This window comes from Salinicola salarius (assembly GCF_002179555.1).
Classification (GTDB): domain Bacteria; phylum Pseudomonadota; class Gammaproteobacteria; order Pseudomonadales; family Halomonadaceae; genus Salinicola; species Salinicola salarius_A.
Genome location: NZ_NHOU01000007.1, coordinates 145089 through 160250 on the forward strand (window position 1 = coordinate 145089; position 15162 = coordinate 160250).

The 15162-nt window shown below is 64.4% G+C and carries 14 protein-coding genes; 4 read left to right on the forward strand and 10 right to left on the reverse strand.

Going from position 1 to position 15162, the window contains the following annotated elements; all coding sequences use genetic code 11:
* Nucleotides 1-19 precede the first annotated feature (19 nt).
* Entirely contained in the window at nucleotides 20-676 is a 657-nt protein-coding gene (locus CCD76_RS07975) for a potassium channel family protein (protein ID WP_179208876.1), read from the reverse strand.
* A gap of 260 nt (nucleotides 677-936) precedes the next feature.
* Between CCD76_RS07975 and CCD76_RS07980 the strand changes: the two genes are divergently transcribed.
* Nucleotides 937-2382 (forward strand): sodium-dependent transporter, encoded by a 1446-nt coding sequence (locus tag CCD76_RS07980; protein ID WP_087718995.1) that lies wholly within the window; start codon nucleotides 937-939, stop codon nucleotides 2380-2382.
* A gap of 371 nt (nucleotides 2383-2753) precedes the next feature.
* Here CCD76_RS07980 and CCD76_RS07985 read toward each other — a convergent pair whose 3' ends face one another.
* A complete protein-coding gene (locus CCD76_RS07985; RefSeq protein WP_087718996.1) occupies nucleotides 2754-3575 on the reverse strand; it encodes an SIMPL domain-containing protein in 822 nt (273 codons plus the stop codon).
* A gap of 136 nt (nucleotides 3576-3711) precedes the next feature.
* Here CCD76_RS07985 and CCD76_RS07990 point away from each other — a divergent pair, with 136 nt between their 5' ends.
* Nucleotides 3712-4632, forward strand: a complete 921-nt coding sequence (locus CCD76_RS07990) for a cobalamin-binding protein (protein WP_179208877.1) — start codon at nucleotides 3712-3714, stop codon at nucleotides 4630-4632.
* 136 nt (nucleotides 4633-4768) lie between these two features.
* Here CCD76_RS07990 and cobO read toward each other — a convergent pair whose 3' ends face one another.
* From cobO to CCD76_RS08010, 4 genes are all read right to left on the reverse strand, one after another.
* Entirely contained in the window at nucleotides 4769-5368 is a 600-nt protein-coding gene (gene cobO / locus CCD76_RS07995) for a cob(I)yrinic acid a,c-diamide adenosyltransferase (RefSeq protein ID WP_087718997.1), read from the reverse strand.
* A 58-nt stretch (nucleotides 5369-5426) separates the two neighbouring features.
* Nucleotides 5427-5735 carry a winged helix-turn-helix domain-containing protein gene (locus CCD76_RS08000; protein WP_087718998.1) on the reverse strand — a complete coding sequence of 103 codons (309 nt, stop codon included), beginning with the start codon at nucleotides 5733-5735 and terminating at the stop codon, nucleotides 5427-5429.
* A gap of 88 nt (nucleotides 5736-5823) precedes the next feature.
* Complete coding sequence (locus CCD76_RS08005; RefSeq protein ID WP_087718999.1) at nucleotides 5824-6813, reverse strand: SDR family NAD(P)-dependent oxidoreductase; 990 nt, start codon at nucleotides 6811-6813, stop codon at nucleotides 5824-5826.
* Nucleotides 6814-6898: 85 nt separating this feature from the next.
* Nucleotides 6899-8521: an ArnT family glycosyltransferase gene (locus tag CCD76_RS08010; protein WP_143543263.1), complete on the reverse strand. Its 1623-nt coding sequence runs from the start codon at nucleotides 8519-8521 to the stop codon at nucleotides 6899-6901.
* Nucleotides 8522-8747: 226 nt separating this feature from the next.
* Between CCD76_RS08010 and CCD76_RS08015 the strand changes: the two genes are divergently transcribed.
* Together CCD76_RS08015 and CCD76_RS08020 are read left to right on the forward strand one after the other, a co-directional pair.
* Nucleotides 8748-9410 carry a response regulator gene (locus CCD76_RS08015; RefSeq protein ID WP_087719001.1) on the forward strand — a complete coding sequence of 221 codons (663 nt, stop codon included), beginning with the start codon at nucleotides 8748-8750 and terminating at the stop codon, nucleotides 9408-9410.
* A complete protein-coding gene (locus CCD76_RS08020) occupies nucleotides 9407-10807 on the forward strand; it encodes an ATP-binding protein (RefSeq protein WP_087719002.1) in 1401 nt (466 codons plus the stop codon). Before CCD76_RS08015 ends, CCD76_RS08020 begins: the two co-directional genes overlap by 4 nt.
* Before the next feature lie 74 nt (nucleotides 10808-10881).
* Here the strand turns inward: CCD76_RS08020 and CCD76_RS08025 are convergent, their stop codons facing one another.
* The 4 genes from CCD76_RS08025 to fnr form a co-directional block, all read right to left on the reverse strand.
* Nucleotides 10882-12639 (reverse strand): ArnT family glycosyltransferase, encoded by a 1758-nt coding sequence (locus tag CCD76_RS08025; RefSeq protein WP_087719003.1) that lies wholly within the window; start codon nucleotides 12637-12639, stop codon nucleotides 10882-10884.
* A 15-nt stretch (nucleotides 12640-12654) separates the two neighbouring features.
* On the reverse strand, nucleotides 12655-12951 hold the full coding sequence (locus tag CCD76_RS08030) for a lipid-A-disaccharide synthase N-terminal domain-containing protein (RefSeq protein WP_087719004.1): 297 nt from the start codon (nucleotides 12949-12951) through the stop codon (nucleotides 12655-12657).
* Nucleotides 12948-13763, reverse strand: a complete 816-nt coding sequence (locus CCD76_RS08035) for a glycosyltransferase family 2 protein (protein WP_087719005.1) — start codon at nucleotides 13761-13763, stop codon at nucleotides 12948-12950. Before CCD76_RS08035 ends, CCD76_RS08030 begins: the two co-directional genes overlap by 4 nt.
* Nucleotides 13764-14097: 334 nt before the next feature.
* Nucleotides 14098-14868 carry a fumarate/nitrate reduction transcriptional regulator Fnr gene (gene fnr / locus CCD76_RS08040; RefSeq protein WP_087719006.1) on the reverse strand — a complete coding sequence of 257 codons (771 nt, stop codon included), beginning with the start codon at nucleotides 14866-14868 and terminating at the stop codon, nucleotides 14098-14100.
* Nucleotides 14869-15162: the final 294 nt, after the last annotated feature.

The following is a 15162-nucleotide window of genomic DNA, read 5'->3' on the forward strand; positions in this document are numbered from 1 at the left end:
TGGGTGGGCATCGGGGAATTCATATCTGCTTGCCGATCTCGCGCAGGGCCTGCAGATCGCCCATCAGGATCAGGCTGTCGCCGGTCTGCAGCGGGGTCTCGTCGGAAGGATTGTGGAGCACCTCCTGGCCACGCTTGATGGCGACCAGAAACAGCGCATCGCGATCGAGCGCGAGACTGGCGACACTGGTGGCGTTTTCGAGCAGGCGTTCGGTGGTCTCGATCTCGACGATGAACTGGCGCTCGCCCAGTCGAATGAAATCGACCATGGCATGGTAGTTGAGACTCTCCGCCACCCGCACACCGACATCGTATTCCGGGTAGACCACGCGATCGGCACCGAGGCGCTTGAGCAGCTTGTAGTGGGAATCCGAGTCCGCCTTGGCCCAGATCTCCTTCGCGCCCAGTTCCTTGACGTGGAGCGTGCAGATCACGCTGGTCTCGACGTCGTCGTCGACAGCGATGACGACGACATCGTAGGCGTCCAGCGAGAGCTCGCCCAGCGCCTTTTCGTCAGTGAGGTCGGCGATCACGGCGTGATCGAGGATGTCCGAGAGGGCGTCGACCCGGGTGTCGTCCGAGTCGACGCCCAGCACCTGGTTCTGGTGGCGTTTCAATTCACGCGCGACGGTACTGCCGAAATAGCCCAACCCCAGAATGGCGAAGTGCCGGGACATCGGAATCTCCTTGCGAAGCTCTGTCTGGAATGAAACACCCACCGAACGGGTTGGATCATCGTCGTGTGCCAAGCTTTGCACAAGCCCCGGCATCGCACCAACCATGAGGCGGTCGCGCATAGGCCTCGTCGACGCTACAATCCCCCGCCGCATTGCCCGTCATCGGGACACTTCCGCCCGTCATGGGCGACTCTTTGCGCCGGATCCGGGCTTGATAGGGCCTGACTCGATCAGGCCTTCCACTGGAACGACGAGGAAGCATGACCGCAATCGCATCACCCAAGAACCTGTGGCTGGGACGCTGGGGCTTCGTCCTGGCGGCGACCGGCTCTTCGGTAGGCCTGGGCAACATCTGGAAGTTCCCCTACATGACCGGCGAGTATGGCGGCGGGGCGTTCGTCATGGTCTATCTGCTGTGCATCGCCGCCATCGGCGTGCCGGTGATGATGACCGAGATTGCGCTGGGGCGACGCGGGCGGGGCAGCCCGATCGACGCCATCCGCCGGGTGGCGAGAGAATCCGGGCGCAGCGGCCTGTGGTCGGGGCTCGGCTGGATGGCGATGCTGTGCGGCTTCATGATCCTGTCGTTCTATGTCGTGGTCGCCGGCTGGGCGGTCTCCTATCTGTGGAAGTCGCTCAGCGGCGGCCTGAGTGCCGATAGTGTCGAAGGCATGGCGGCGATCTTCGGCGCCAACAACGCCAACCCCTGGAACCTGGGGTTCTGGAGCACGCTGGTCACGCTGGCGACGATGGCGATCGTGGGACTGGGCGTGCAGGCGGGTATCGAACGCAGCGTGCGCTGGATGATGCCGGGGCTGGTGATCATGTTGGTGATCATGATCGTCTATGCGTTCTTTTCCGGCAGCTTCGGGGCCGGGGTGCATTTTCTGTTTGCCTTCGATCCCGGCAAGCTCACCGGACAAGCGGTACTGGCCGCGATGGGGCATGCCTTCTTCACCCTGTCGCTGGCCTCCGGCGCCATTCTGACTTATGGCGCCTATCTGCCGGCCGGCCAGTCCATCGGTCGTACCACGCTGATGGTCGCCATCTGCGATACGCTGGTGGCGTTGATGGCCGGGCTGGCGATCTTCCCGGTGATCTTCGCCAACGGCATGGACCCGGCCTCCGGCCCGGGGCTGATCTTCATGAGCCTGCCGCTGGCGTTTCAGCAGATGCCGCTGGGCGGCGTGATCGAGACGATCTTCTTCTTGATGCTCACCGTTGCCGCGCTGACATCCGCCATCTCGATGATCGAAGCCACGGTCGCGTGGCTGAACGAAAGCCACGGCGTATCGCGTGCCAGGGCAGCCTGGGGCGTCGGTATCCTGTTGTGGGTGGTGAGCACGCTCGCCATGCTGTCGTTCAACGTCGGCGCGGACTGGAAGCTGGCGGGGCGCCACTTCTTCGACTGGCTCGACTTCCTGACCTCGCGCTTCCTGATGCCGCTGGGCGGGCTGGGAACGGCAATACTGGCCGGATTCGTGTTGCGGCGGGAGAGTCTCGAGGAGGAACTGGGGCTGCCTTCGGCGGTTCACGCGCTGTGGCGATTCGCGATCCGTTACGTCTGCCCGCTGGCCATCGTGGTGGTATTCCTGGACGCGCTCGGCGCCCTGGGGGCCGGGTTCGACTGGCGCTGGATCGCTGCCATTCTCGCCCTGGCGTTGATCGGCGAGGTCGTTGTCGGGCGCATGACGCGGCGGGCATGAGTCCCGTTTAGCCGGATGGGTGGCCCGCCATCATGTCATTCAGAGCGCTGGTAGCATCTGTTCGTCAGGGTGATGAATTCAGCCAAGGCAAGCTTACCACTGACCGAGCATTGACTATCCTTTTGCTCGTGACTGCGAGGGGCATAGCCCCTCGCGCTCCCCGCTTTGACGCCTCGGACGGCGAAAGCCTGAACGCTTGATCGCTGAACTCGGGTCGGCGCGAAAGGGCATCCTGCCCAACGCGCCTCTTGCGTCATCCATGACGCAAGACCCGGCTCAGCGCTCCATCGTCCAGCGCCGTCCGGAAGGCGTCATAAAGGTGGAGTATTCGATGATGTGGTTTTTTGAGTCAACTGGTTTCAGATGAGTCGTCAGTCGTCGATTTCCCAGATGACGCTGACGCCCGCGTCGATGCTGATCTCGCCGCTGCGGTACTCGGCCGAGCTGCCGCTGCTGTCGGCCTCGGCGGCGCGCATCATCATCTGCGGCTGATAGCGGGGCGCGGTGGTTTCCTGGATATTGACGACATCGCCCAGATCCACGTCCAGCGTCTTCGCCATCATCCTGGCCTTCTGGCGCGCCCGCTCGAGCGCCTGCTCGAGCGCTCGGTCGTCGGCGGCGTTGCTGTCCTGCAGCCCGTAGCTGACACCGTCGAGGGAATCGACACCGGCGGCGGTCAGGGCGTCGAGCACGCGCGGCAGCCGGTCGAGTTCGTTCAGCGTCAACGACACCGAGCGCTCGACCTGGGTGCGTACCTTCGGCGGCGCACTGTCTTCGCCCCGGCTGGCGGTCTGCATGTAATCGGGACGCACGCTGAGCGAGCCGGCGCGGATCTGCTTGCTGTCGACACCGGCATTTTCCAGTGTCCGTATCAGCTCGCCGGTGCGGGTTTCGAGCCGGTCCCGCGCTTCCTTGATGGCGTCGCTGTTGCCCGACGTTTCCTCTCCCTGGACCTGGGCGGGCGTTCGCTCCCACAGCCGGGCATTCAGCGTCGCCTGGTCCGGCGCGACATCGATCGTCGCGTTGGCCTGGACCTGAATCTGACGCGGTGTCTTGTCGGCGAGTGCCGGCGTGGCGAGCGTGAGCGTCGCCAGCGCGCCGGCCAGACCCAGGCCGATGGCGCGGCCGAGCGCGCCATGGCGTTTCAACGGCCGGGCGGCAACCCGTGAGTGGTTGAGCGTGGAGAGAGACATGGCATTTCCTCTGTCGAGAAACCGGTATCGAGAAGCGTCGTTCGCGCGGAGGCGAACGTTGCATGGACGCCTGCAGCGCCATTCGGTTCCCATGCTATGCTCGCCCGCGCCATTAACCCAACCCGCCGAGTCGATGATGCGCTGTCTTTCCCTATTGCCGAGCCGATCGAGATCCGCCGTCGGTCGTCGGTCGCCAGGTTCGTTGCTGGCGCTGGCCTGCTGGCCGCTCGCCTGCGTCGCGGCCGGTGACGCCGAGACCATCAGCGTCGAGGACGCCAGCGGTCATACCGTGACGCTGGCGCAGCCGGCCGAGCGCATCATCGCGCTGGCGCCGCATCTGGTGGAGTCGAGCTATGCCGTCGGCGCCGGCAGCCAGCTGGTCGGCGTCATCGACGGCAGCGATTTCCCGCCGGCGGCGCGGCAGATCGATCGTGTCGGCAGCTATCGCGGCATTCCGCTCGAACTGATCGTCGCCAAACGGCCCGATCTCGTGCTCGCCTGGGGAAGCGGCACGCCAGCGTCGCTGGTCGAGCAGTTGGAGCGGCTGGATATTCCCGTCTATCGCAGCGAGCCGCGCCGGCTCGGCGAGACCGCGGATGAACTGCGGGATATCGGCCGGCTCACCGGACACGCCGCGAAAGGGGAGCGCGCCGCGCAGCGTTTCGAGGCGGCGCTGGACGAGACCGCCCAACTGCTCTCGCCGCCGCCGCGGGTGTTCTACCAGTTGGGGCAGTCTCCGCTGACCACGCTGGCAGGCGGCCAGATCGTGACTCAGGTCATTCGTCATTGCGGTGGGGCGCCACTGTTCGACGACGCTCCGGTGCTGGTTCCGCAGATCGGCTGGGAATCGCTGATCGAGGCGCAGCCGCAGGTGATTCTGGCAGCGGGCAACGACGATGGCTGGCAGGCCTTCTGGGCCAGCCACGACGAGCTGCCGGCGGTACGCGACGGCGCGCTCTACACACTGGAACCGGACGCCATCAGCCGCCCCGGGCCGCGCATGGTTCAGGCCGTGCGAGAGGTGTGCCGGGTTTTGGGCAGATACCGTAGTCGATAATCTCGAGAAGCCTTGGAAAAACGTAAGCGAGGCAGGCGGGACAAGGCAAGAAAGGCCAGGCAAGCGCAGTTTAGCGAGCTAAATGCGCCTTGTGAGGCCGTTTTTAACGCAGTATTGCCAACGCAGATCATTTTTCTCAGTAGTCGATACCGCGACGCGCCTGCACCCCCGCATTGAAGGCATGCCGGGTCTCTTGCATCTCGGTGACGGTATCCGCCATCTCGACAAGCTCGCGGTGCGCATTGCGCCCGGTGACGATGACGCTCTGCTCCGGCGGACGGTTGGCGATGGCGCGCCTGACCGTTTCGAACTCCAGATAGCCGAACTTGAGCATGTAGGTGAGCTCGTCGAGCACCACCAGATAGACGTCGGGATCGGCGAGCATCCGCTCGGCTTCCCGCCACACTTCTAGACAGGCCGCGGTGTCGCTGTCGCGGTTCTGGGTCTCCCAGGTGAAGCCCGTGGCCATCACGTGGACCTCGAGACTGGGATCGTCGATCAGCCGGTCGCGCTCGCCGCACTCCCACAGCCCCTTGATGAACTGGATCACGCCGACACGATAGCCGTAACCCAGCGCGCGGGTGACGGTGCCCCACGCCGCCGTGGTCTTGCCCTTGCCGTTGCCGGTGAAGACCAGCAGCAGGCCACGCTGCTCGGTGGCGGCGGCGATCTTTTCGTCGACGTGGGATTTGAGTTTCTGCATGGCTTGCTGGTGACGCTGCTGGCGATCACTCATGGGGAGCTCCAAACGGTATCGATTGCCTTTGCCGGGCGGTGCGAAGAGAGAGCCGGACTCAGACCCCGGGAAGCGGATAACCCAGGGCTTCGGCGATCTCGCCGGCGTGGCGTTCCAGCCAGGCCGGCGAGATCGGCCCCCAGTCGCGGATCACGTAGCGCCCGATCTGGTGACGCTCGCCCTCGGACTGTTCGAATTCACAGCGGATATCGAGCTCGCCCAGCGCTGCCAGGGTGTCCTGGGCGGTACGACGCGGCATGCCACTGATCTCGACGATGGCCGGCACGCTCGCGGCGAGGCCGGTGTCGATCAGGTGGGCGACATAGAGGCGGCGGTAGAAGCTGGTGCGGGTCTTGCTCAGGGGCATGCGCGGGCTCGTCGAATGGGCATCAGAGGCCAGATGCTACGCCAATGCGGCCCGTTCGACGACCGTTGACCGCGTGAGGGGACGCGGCTCAGGTGGGCATCGCTTCCAGCATGAGCTCGCGATAGTCGAGCAGCCAGGCAACGAAGCGATCGATGCCCCGCTCGAGAGAGACCTGAGGCGTGTAATCGATGACCGACCGCAACTTGCGGGTATCTGCCCAGGTGCGCTCGACGTCGCCCGGCTGCATCTGCTTGAAGTGTCGGGTGGCAGTGGTGCCCAGGCGCTTTTCCAGCGTGTCGACGAAGTCGAGCAGGGCGATCGGCTTGCCGCGGCCCAGGTTGTAGATTTCGTGGGGTGCCGAACGATCCGGGCCGAGGCCGGGCGCGTGGGGCAGCAGCCGCACGATGCACTCGACCACATCGTCGATATAGGTGAAGTCTCTCGCCATGCGGCCGTGGTTGAAGATCGCGATCGGCTCGCCGCGCAGCAGGCTGGCGGCAAACAGGCAGGGCGCCATGTCCGGTCGCCCCCACGGGCCGTAGACGGTGAAGAAGCGCATGCCGGTGGCCGGCAACTGGTGCAGGTCGGCGTAGCTGTAGGCCATCATCTCGTTGGCGCGCTTGGTCGCGGCGTAGATCGAGGCCGGCTGATCCACGGGGTCCGTTTCCCGAAATGGCAGTGTCTTCTGGCGACCATAGACCGAACTGGAGGAAGCGTAGAGCAGATGCTCGATCCCGTGGCGCTTGCAGACATCGAGCACGTTGAGAAACCCCGTCAGGTTGCTGCGGCCGTACTCGTGGGGATGGTCGACGGAATGACGCACGCCGGCCTGCGCTGCCAGATTGACGACGTGGGTGAAGCCCTCGCGCGCGAAAAGCGCATCCAGCGATGCCAGATCCGCGATATCCAGATGGTGAAAGGGGACGCCCGTTAACCGGTCCACGCGCGCCTGCTTGAGCGAGACGGCGTAGTAGTCGTTGAGATTGTCCAGCGCGACGACCTCGTGACCATCGCGAGCGAGGCGGTTGGCCAGGTGGAAGCCGATGAACCCGGCGGCGCCGGTGACGAGTATTTTCATGCCAGTTTTCTATCCTTAAACGAACCTTCACCGCTTTTATCTTGAGCGAATCTTCATTGCTTTGGCCGCGGGTGACGATGGAATGTCATCCATCACACGCGGGTATCCGGGAATCCAGCGCTAGTGCCCTGACGGGGACGATATCCAGCTTGCCTCCACGATAATCGAAGACGTGAGCAGCGCCATCGTTGGCGATCAATGAACGAAGATCGCGGTCGCGGCCCACGATCCAGCCGTCGGGCGCCCGATGCCTGAATTCGCACAGCTCTGCAGGGTCACCGCTCAATGTGACGAGCGGCTTTTTCAAACGGCCTGCAAACTGGAAGGTCGCCTGGTAGCCGTCACCATTGAAGGCGACGGGCACGCCGTCGAGTTCCAGCCGGGCGAGCAACTGACTGGCCGCACTGACGTCGTATCGGCTCCAGAGGGGAGCCAGCATCAGCTGGGTGGCGATCAGCACGGCGATACCTGTGCCGAGGGCGAGTCCTCGAGCCGCCTCGGCACCGCCATGCCAGCGCTGGCGCCAGAGAATGACGGCGAAGGCGATCAGTACCAGAATGCCGAAGGGCGACACCATCGAACGGGTCACGGCATCGGCACCGAAAACTCCCAGCCCCAGGGCTACCACACCGAGCACGACGATGGCCGCCGCTGCCAGACGGGGGCGAAGGACTTGCCGAGGGTCGACACGGCCAAGGCCGTCCATGACGAGCAGCGCCAGCGCCGGCAGTAGCGGCATCAGGTAGTGAATCTGCTTGCCGCTGATCAACGAGAAGGCGAGCAGTGGCCCGGCCAGCCAGATCCAGGCCAGCCGTTGATGCCGATATGTCGGGAGCCGCCACCATGCGCCCGACGACAGCGACCAGGGAAACGCCAGCAGTGGCAACCAGGGCAGATACCACCAGGTCGGTCTGGCATGGGCCATGGCGTGCTGCAAGCGATTGACGCTCTGGCCCCAGAGCAAGTCCTGGGCATAGTCACGCCCGCCGATCCAGGCGGCAGGTAGCGCCCAGGCCAGCAGCATGGCGAATCCCAGCATCAGCGCCAGGGCAAGGTGGCGCCGCCCCGACTGGCCCAGCGGCGTGGCTCGCCAGAGCGGAATCGTCAGCAGAATCGGGGCCAGCGTCACGAAGGCGGCCGGACCCTTGGCGAGCAGGGCCAGCCCCAGCCAGATCCCGCTGATCGATGCCTTGCGCAGAGTGAAGACGCCTGCGATCAGGGGAGAAATGGTGCCCAGCAGGCAAGCACTCAACAGCACATCGAACATCAGTGCGCTGCTATAGAGAGACCACATCAGCATGGCGCTGAGCACCATGGGGGCCAGCCGTGCCTGGCTGCCGGCGTAGCCCAGGCGGCGGGCGATACGGTAGAGATGCATCATCGCGACCAGCGATGCCAGCGGCGAGATCAGCTTGGGCCACCAGTCGTTGACCCCGAACAGCGACCAGCCGGACTGGATCAGCCAGAACAGCAGCGGCGGCTTGTCGGCGTAGGCTTCGCCGTTCATCAGCGGCAGCCAGAAGGCGTGGGCGTTCCACATCTCCCAGGCGACCGAGACGTAGCGGGTCTCGTCGATGGGTGTCAGCGGCCTGGCCAGGGCGCTGGCGAGCGCCATTGCCCAGAGCAGGGCGATGACGAAGGTATCCCGGTATCTGGCTTCCCACTGCAGGAGCGATAGAGTGTGCGAGAGTCTGCGGGTGGTGATCATCAGATCGCGCCCCAAGATGGCTGAGGGAGGCTACTTTGATGGCGTTCCCTTAACGAAACATTATCGGGAACGGAAGGCGATCGGCGGCCAGCCTGGCGCTGGGCGCCGGTGGCATGAATGAGGCGCAAGGCGCGATAAGAAACCGTTAAGGTGGGTATGTCTCAATAGGATCGAATGGGCGAGTTCCTGTCGAGCTCCCTGATGGTCAACGAAGACGGAAACCGCAATGCGCGTATTGTTGGTGGAAGACGATCCCCTGCTGGGGGACGGTATCCGGACTGCCCTGATCCGGGAAGGTTACGTGGTGGACTGGCTGATGAAGGGACGGGATGCACTGGAAGCGGTGCGTGTCGAGCCATTCTCGCTGGTCGTTCTCGATCTTGGCCTGCCGGATATCGATGGTCTGGACGTACTCAGAAGTATCCGGCGCCAGCATCCGCTGCCGGTCTTGATCCTGACGGCGCGGGATGCGGTCGAGCAGCGGATCGCCGGGCTGGATGCCGGGGCCGACGACTACGTGCTCAAGCCCTTCGACCTGCAGGAGCTGCTGGCGCGAATGCGGGTCGTGACGCGGCGTGCCGAGGGCCGCTCGACCCAGTTGCTGTCGATCGGGCAATTGACCATCGACGAATCGCAACATGAAGTCAGCTGGAAGGGCAACGCGATCACCCTGGGTCGCCGGGAGTTCGCCCTGTTGCTCGAATTGGCCAGAAACCGCGACAAGGTCATGTCGCGCCCCAAACTGGAAAGCCTGCTGTACGGCTGGGGAGAAGAGGTCGGTTCCAACGCGCTGGAAGTCCATGTCCATCATCTGCGCCGCAAGCTGGACAAGCACCTGATCACCACTGTCCGCGGGATCGGCTATCGGTTGGACAGCCGCGCGGCATGACATCGATTCGCCGCTACCTCAACTACATGCTCATTGGGGTCCTGCTGGTGGTCATGGCGCTGGCAGTGACCGCCGCGTACCTGATTACGCGCCACGAGATGGAAGAAATCTTCGATGCCCAGCTCAGCCTGCAGGCACGAGTAGTCGCGGCACTGGTCGATGTCGATACGACACCACAGGAATACCGGGCGGTCGCCGAGAAGCTGTCGCAACCGGGGCATTTCGCCCGCTGGTATGGCGAGACCGACAATCCCATTTCGCAGGTCGCCAAGCCGAAGCTCTACGACCATGAAGAACGAATGCTGTCGCTGGGCTTCTGGGGTGCCGACCGTCAACCAATCTTGATGGGAGCGCGCTGGGATGCCCGGGACGAGGAATTTCCCCCGCCCGACAAGGAGGGGCACCGCTGGGTCAGTTACGGTGACCATCGCTGGCGTGTGTTCAGCATGCCGATCGATGGCGGACGCTGGATCAGCGTGGGCCTGCGCGAGTCGTTCCAGGATGAACTTTCCAACAAGGTCGCCTGGGGCAACTTCGTACCGCTGCTGCTGGCGCTGCCGATCCTGATCTGGCTGATTGCCAGACTGATCCGGCGCGGGCTGAAACCGATCGATCATCTTTCCCGCCAGGTTCAGACCCGAGACGAAAGAGATCTCAGCCCGATCCGGGTGGACGTGCCGCAAGAGCTGCAGACACTGCGCGGGGCGCTCAACGATTTCATCGAGCGTCTGGGCCAGACGCTCGAGCGCGAGCGGCGCTTTACCGCCGATGCCGCGCACGAGCTGAGAACCCCGCTGGCGGCGATGAAGATCCATCTCGACAACGCCCGCTTCGGCGAGCCCAGTGCGCTGGACAAGGCCTACAACGGGATCGAGCGCCTGCAACGGGTGGTCGAGCAACTGCTGCTGCTGGCGCGCCTGGATATCCGCCAGGAGCGTCCGGCGCCGGAGAGGGTCCGGCTGCCGGCGCTGGTCATGGATCTGGCCGCCGATCTCTGGCCGCTGGCCGAATCCCGACAGCAGACGCTGGATATCGTCGAAGGCGAGCCGGTAAACGTCGTCGGCAATGCCACCGAGCTGGGGATTCTGATCCGCAACCTGATGGACAATGCGCTGCGCTATACCCCACCGGGAGGCGAAGTGAGCGTGGCGGTCGGTGTCGATAAACGTCACCCATGGCTGACTATCGACGACTCCGGCCCCGGCATTCCGGAACCGCTGCTGGAGGCCGTGACGCAGCGCTTCCAGCGGGCTTCCGACCAGCGTATCAGCGGCAGCGGGCTGGGGTTGTCGATCGCCTCCGAGATGGCCGAGCGGCAGCGCTTGACGATGACGCTTGCCAACCGCGAGGGCGGCGGCTTGCGGGTTCGGCTGGACTGGCTTGATCCCGTCGTTTGATCCGCCGCCCGGTGGCGTGATCGACTCCTCCAGCGAGCTTTTTCCTGCATTCCTTTCGCTTGCGTCCGTTTCTTCTACACCCGAGGCGCGCTGCCGGTCTCGTCCGGCAGCGTCGTCGGTGCGACGAAGATCGGCGCTGCCGTTTCGTCTCCCCGACACTCGCCGACGGCGGTGGCCGGCACCAGCCACCAGGCGTCCCCGTTCTGGATGCCCATGTCGTGAATCCGGGTCTGGTCGATACAGGCGTAGTCCTCGGCCTGGCGTTTCATCGCGAACATCCAGCGGCTATCGTCCTGCTGCAGCCACGCGAAAGCGCGCAGGAACTGGTCTTGGGCCGGGGTCTTGTCGCCGAACTGGATGCTGGGCTGGCGCGACTGCAGCAGAAACTCCTCGTCGTAATCCGGCAGGGCCAGCCAGGCTCCGGCACCGGTGATCGATTCGACCTCGGTCATCATGTCGCGAGGCGAGCGGGCGTGGTCCTGCAGGGCGTAGCCCCAGGTCGACCAACTGATCCAGAACACCGCCAGCCAGCTGCCCAGCGCCCACAGCCCGCGGCGGGGCCGCATGACGACCAGCAGCCCGACGGCGACGGCGCCGATGACGATCCACCACGCCCAGGGCGATACGGCATGACGCTCGGCGATCTTGGTCAGTGCGGGCAGGCCGGCGAGACCCAGGATGCCGGCGATCATCAGCAGGCCGCCCAGCAAGGCCAGCAGGCCGAACCCCAGCCAGTGCAGGCGCTTCCTTGCGATCAGGCCGGGCAGCAGCGGCGCCATCGCCAGCACCAGTAGCGGCACGGTCGGCAGCATGTAAACGCCGCGTTTTCCGGGTGACAGGGAGAAGAAGGTCACGATCAGGACCACCGAACTGAGCGGAAGCCAGATCCGCGCGTCGGATCGCTGCAACCGTCGCCACCAGGCCGGAATCGCCCAGGGGAACGCCAGAATCAGCGGCATCCAGGCCCAGGGCAGTACCTTGACCAGGTAGTAGTACCAGGGCTCGAGATGGGCCCAGGAGTCGGCATAGCGCTGGCCGGTCTGCTTGAACAGGATATTGTCCCGGTAGGCGGCCAGTGAAGGGTCGTCTCCCCAGGTCGCCATGAGGACCATCGGCACGGCCCAGGCGGCCACGCACAGCAGCATGACGCCAATGCCCCGAATGGCATCCTTGAGCGTGATGCGTGTGATTTTTCCGCGAGCGTTCTTGCGAAAATCGCCGAGATAGCCCATCCAGAGCCAGGCTGGCAGCAGCGTCAGCGGCAGGATGCCGACGCCCTTGGTGATGATGCCGAGTCCCATCGCCGCCCAGCCGATCAACCACCAGCACCGGTCCGGCCCCAGCAGCGCGTGTCGCAGCAAGCCGTAGGACGCCAGCGTGGTGAAGAAGGTCAGCATCATGTCGATCTGCGCCGTCTTGGCCTGCAGCACGAACTGGAAGGCCGTCAGCAGCGCCAGGCCGGACAACAGCGCGACGCGCCTGCCGTGAAGACGCCGACACAGATCGACGACCAGCAACAGCGTACCGACGCCGGCCAGTGCCGTCGGAATCAGGAATCCCCAGCGCACGGAGCCGGTGAGCCAGATGCTCAGGGCCGAAGCCCACATGAACACCGGCGGTTTGTCGGGGTAGAGCTCGCCGCCGCGGTGCGGAAACCAGAATTGCCCGGTGCGCAGCATTTCCAGCGCATTCAGGGCAAAGCGCGGCTCGTCGGCCGGCCACGGATCGCGCAGGCCGATACCGATGCCCAGCAGCACCACGGTGAACAGCAGCAACAATAGCCAGGCACGCCGATAGCGTGCCTGTGATGGATCGGTCAGAAAGCGTCGCATGGAGAGAGTTTCCGTTCAGGAGTTCGAGACATCTTCCGGCGGGGCCGTCTGCCGCTTTTCACGCCGGATCAGCATCAGGTTACGCACGTAGATGATCAATCCGGCACCTTGGCCGGCGATGAATACCGGATCGCGCCGATAGATCGCGTAGGCCAGCAGCGTGGCACCGCCGCCCAGGCTGAAGAACCAGAATGCGACCGGGATGATGCTGCGCCTGGCGCGCTCGCTGGCGAGCCATTGAATGATGAAACGCGCCGAGAACAGCGCCTGGCCGATGAAGCCGATGGTCACCCACAGCCATTCCTGATTCATGGCGCCGGCTCCACGTCGTTCGACTCCGTGCGGTTTTCGACGGGCGCCGGACCGGGCTGGATCGAGTCGGCGATGACTGCCGGCAGCCGGCTTCGTCGCCGCAGCCAGATCACGCCGACCATGTCCACCAGGCCGACCCATAGCCGGTTGTTGAGGCCGTAATGCGACTTTCCCGCGCCGCGCGGACGGTGATTGACGGGGACCGAGACGCACTCGCCGCCTTGGGCGCGTACCAGCGCCGGCAGGAAACGGTGCATGTGATCGAAATAGGGCAACGACAGGAAGGCGTCGCGGCGCACCACCTTGAGGCCGCATCCGGTGTCGGGCGTCGCGTCGTTGAGCAGCGCAGAGCGAACCCGGTTGGCGACCCTGGACGAGACGCGCTTGATCCAGTCGTCCCGGCGGTTGGTGCGATGGCCGGCGACGAGTGTCACGTCGCCACGCTGGGCGCGTTCGAACAGCCTGGGCAGGTCGGCCGGATCGTTCTGACCGTCGCCATCCAGCGTGCCCAGCCAGGTGCCGCGGGCCGCCCAGGCCGCCTGCCAGACCGAGGTGCTCTGCCCGGCGCTCCGTGCATGCCGCAGCGGGCGCAGGCGGGCATCCTTCTCTGCGCGCTGTCTCAGCATCTCCCAGCTGCCGTCCGTCGAGGCATCGTCGACCACGATCACCTCGTGGTCGACATCGGCGAGTGCCAGGCTGATTTCATCGAGCAGGCCGGGGAGGTTGCCGGCTTCATCCTTGGCCGGTATCAGGATCGAGAGCAGGGGTGGCGGAACGGATGACAGGAGGGAGGATTGGAGAGAGGAATGCATCAATGACAATTTTCCTGGCAATGGGACCGGTAAGCGCGGTTCGCCCCGTCACGTGCAACGACGTTGCGGACGGAGCGCTTCTTCATGCGCAATGAGCACACTCCCGCTTGATGAAATGGGCTTGATGAAACGTCGCTTGCGGCTTTCATGAAAGTGTCGTCTACCAAAAATAAGCCAGACGCGGGCCGACCGCAGTGCGGGGGCCAATATGGTGGGCAATGGTCGCGTTTCAGACTTAAAGAAAGCTTAAGGGGCTCGGTATCTCAAGGGGCTCGATATCCCCTAGCCGGGTACCGGCCATGGCGGTGCGCCGCGCGGAAGGCCCACCGCAGGATCAATGCTGGTGGACGGCGGCGGATCTGGCTCGGCAATTGGCGCTCTGGGAGCGCTGGTAGAGGGCTTCGGGCTGCAGAATGCGAAGCTCCCGGCCGTCGAGCGCTATCAGCGACTGCTGCTGCAGTCGGCCGAGAATCCGGCTCACCGTTTCGAGAGCGAGCCCCAGGTAATTGCCGATATCGGTGCGGGACATCGGCAGGCGGAAGCGCTCGGGGGAGTAGCCGTAACGCTCGAAACGTCGTGCCAGATCCAGGAGAAAGCTCGCCATCCGTTCGTCGGCGCTTTTGCAGGTCAACAACCGGATCAGGCGATGTTCGTCACCCATGATGCGGCTCATGCTGCGATAAAGCTGGTTGCGCAGCTCCGGCATGCGCTCGGCGAGGGCGTCCAGCTGATGAAAGGGAATCTCGCAGGCCGTCGACCGTTCCAGGGCGATGATGAACCCTGCATGGCTTCCTTCTTCGATACTTTCCAGTCCCATCAGCTCGCCCGGCAGATGGAAGTGACTGATCTGTTCTTCGCCATCCTGATCGAGCACGACCTGCTTGAAGCTCCCGGAACGAACCGCAAAGATCTGCGCGAACGGCTCCCCTTGACGGCAGAGCACTTCGCCGCGGACCAGCGGCGCTCGGCGCTTGATGATGGCGTCGAAGTCTTCCATGGCTTGCGCTTTCAGAGCCAAGGGCAAACATAACGAACTGAGGCTGCAAGTACGACAGTGAGTACCGGGACCGGGGCGGCAGGGACCACCAATGGGCGATACGGACATGACGCCACCCCTCGCTTCGTGACTTGACGACGTTATCAAGTCTGGCCTTGTGACAGGGAACAACGGCTTGTGCGAACATGATGCATAACGGCGGTAGTAGAGCGAGAAGTAGTAGAACGAGAAAAGGCGGGGAGTTCAACAGTGATGATGTAAGCAGGCTGTCGCCGCGAGCGGGGTTTCTTTACATTCGGTAAGCCGAGCGGTTACGGAGTGCTCGTTGTTCGATCAGGCGCTTTGTTCGTCATCATCGTTCATCTCTCGGCCTGCCTTTTACACCCGCCGGCAGCGCGCGGA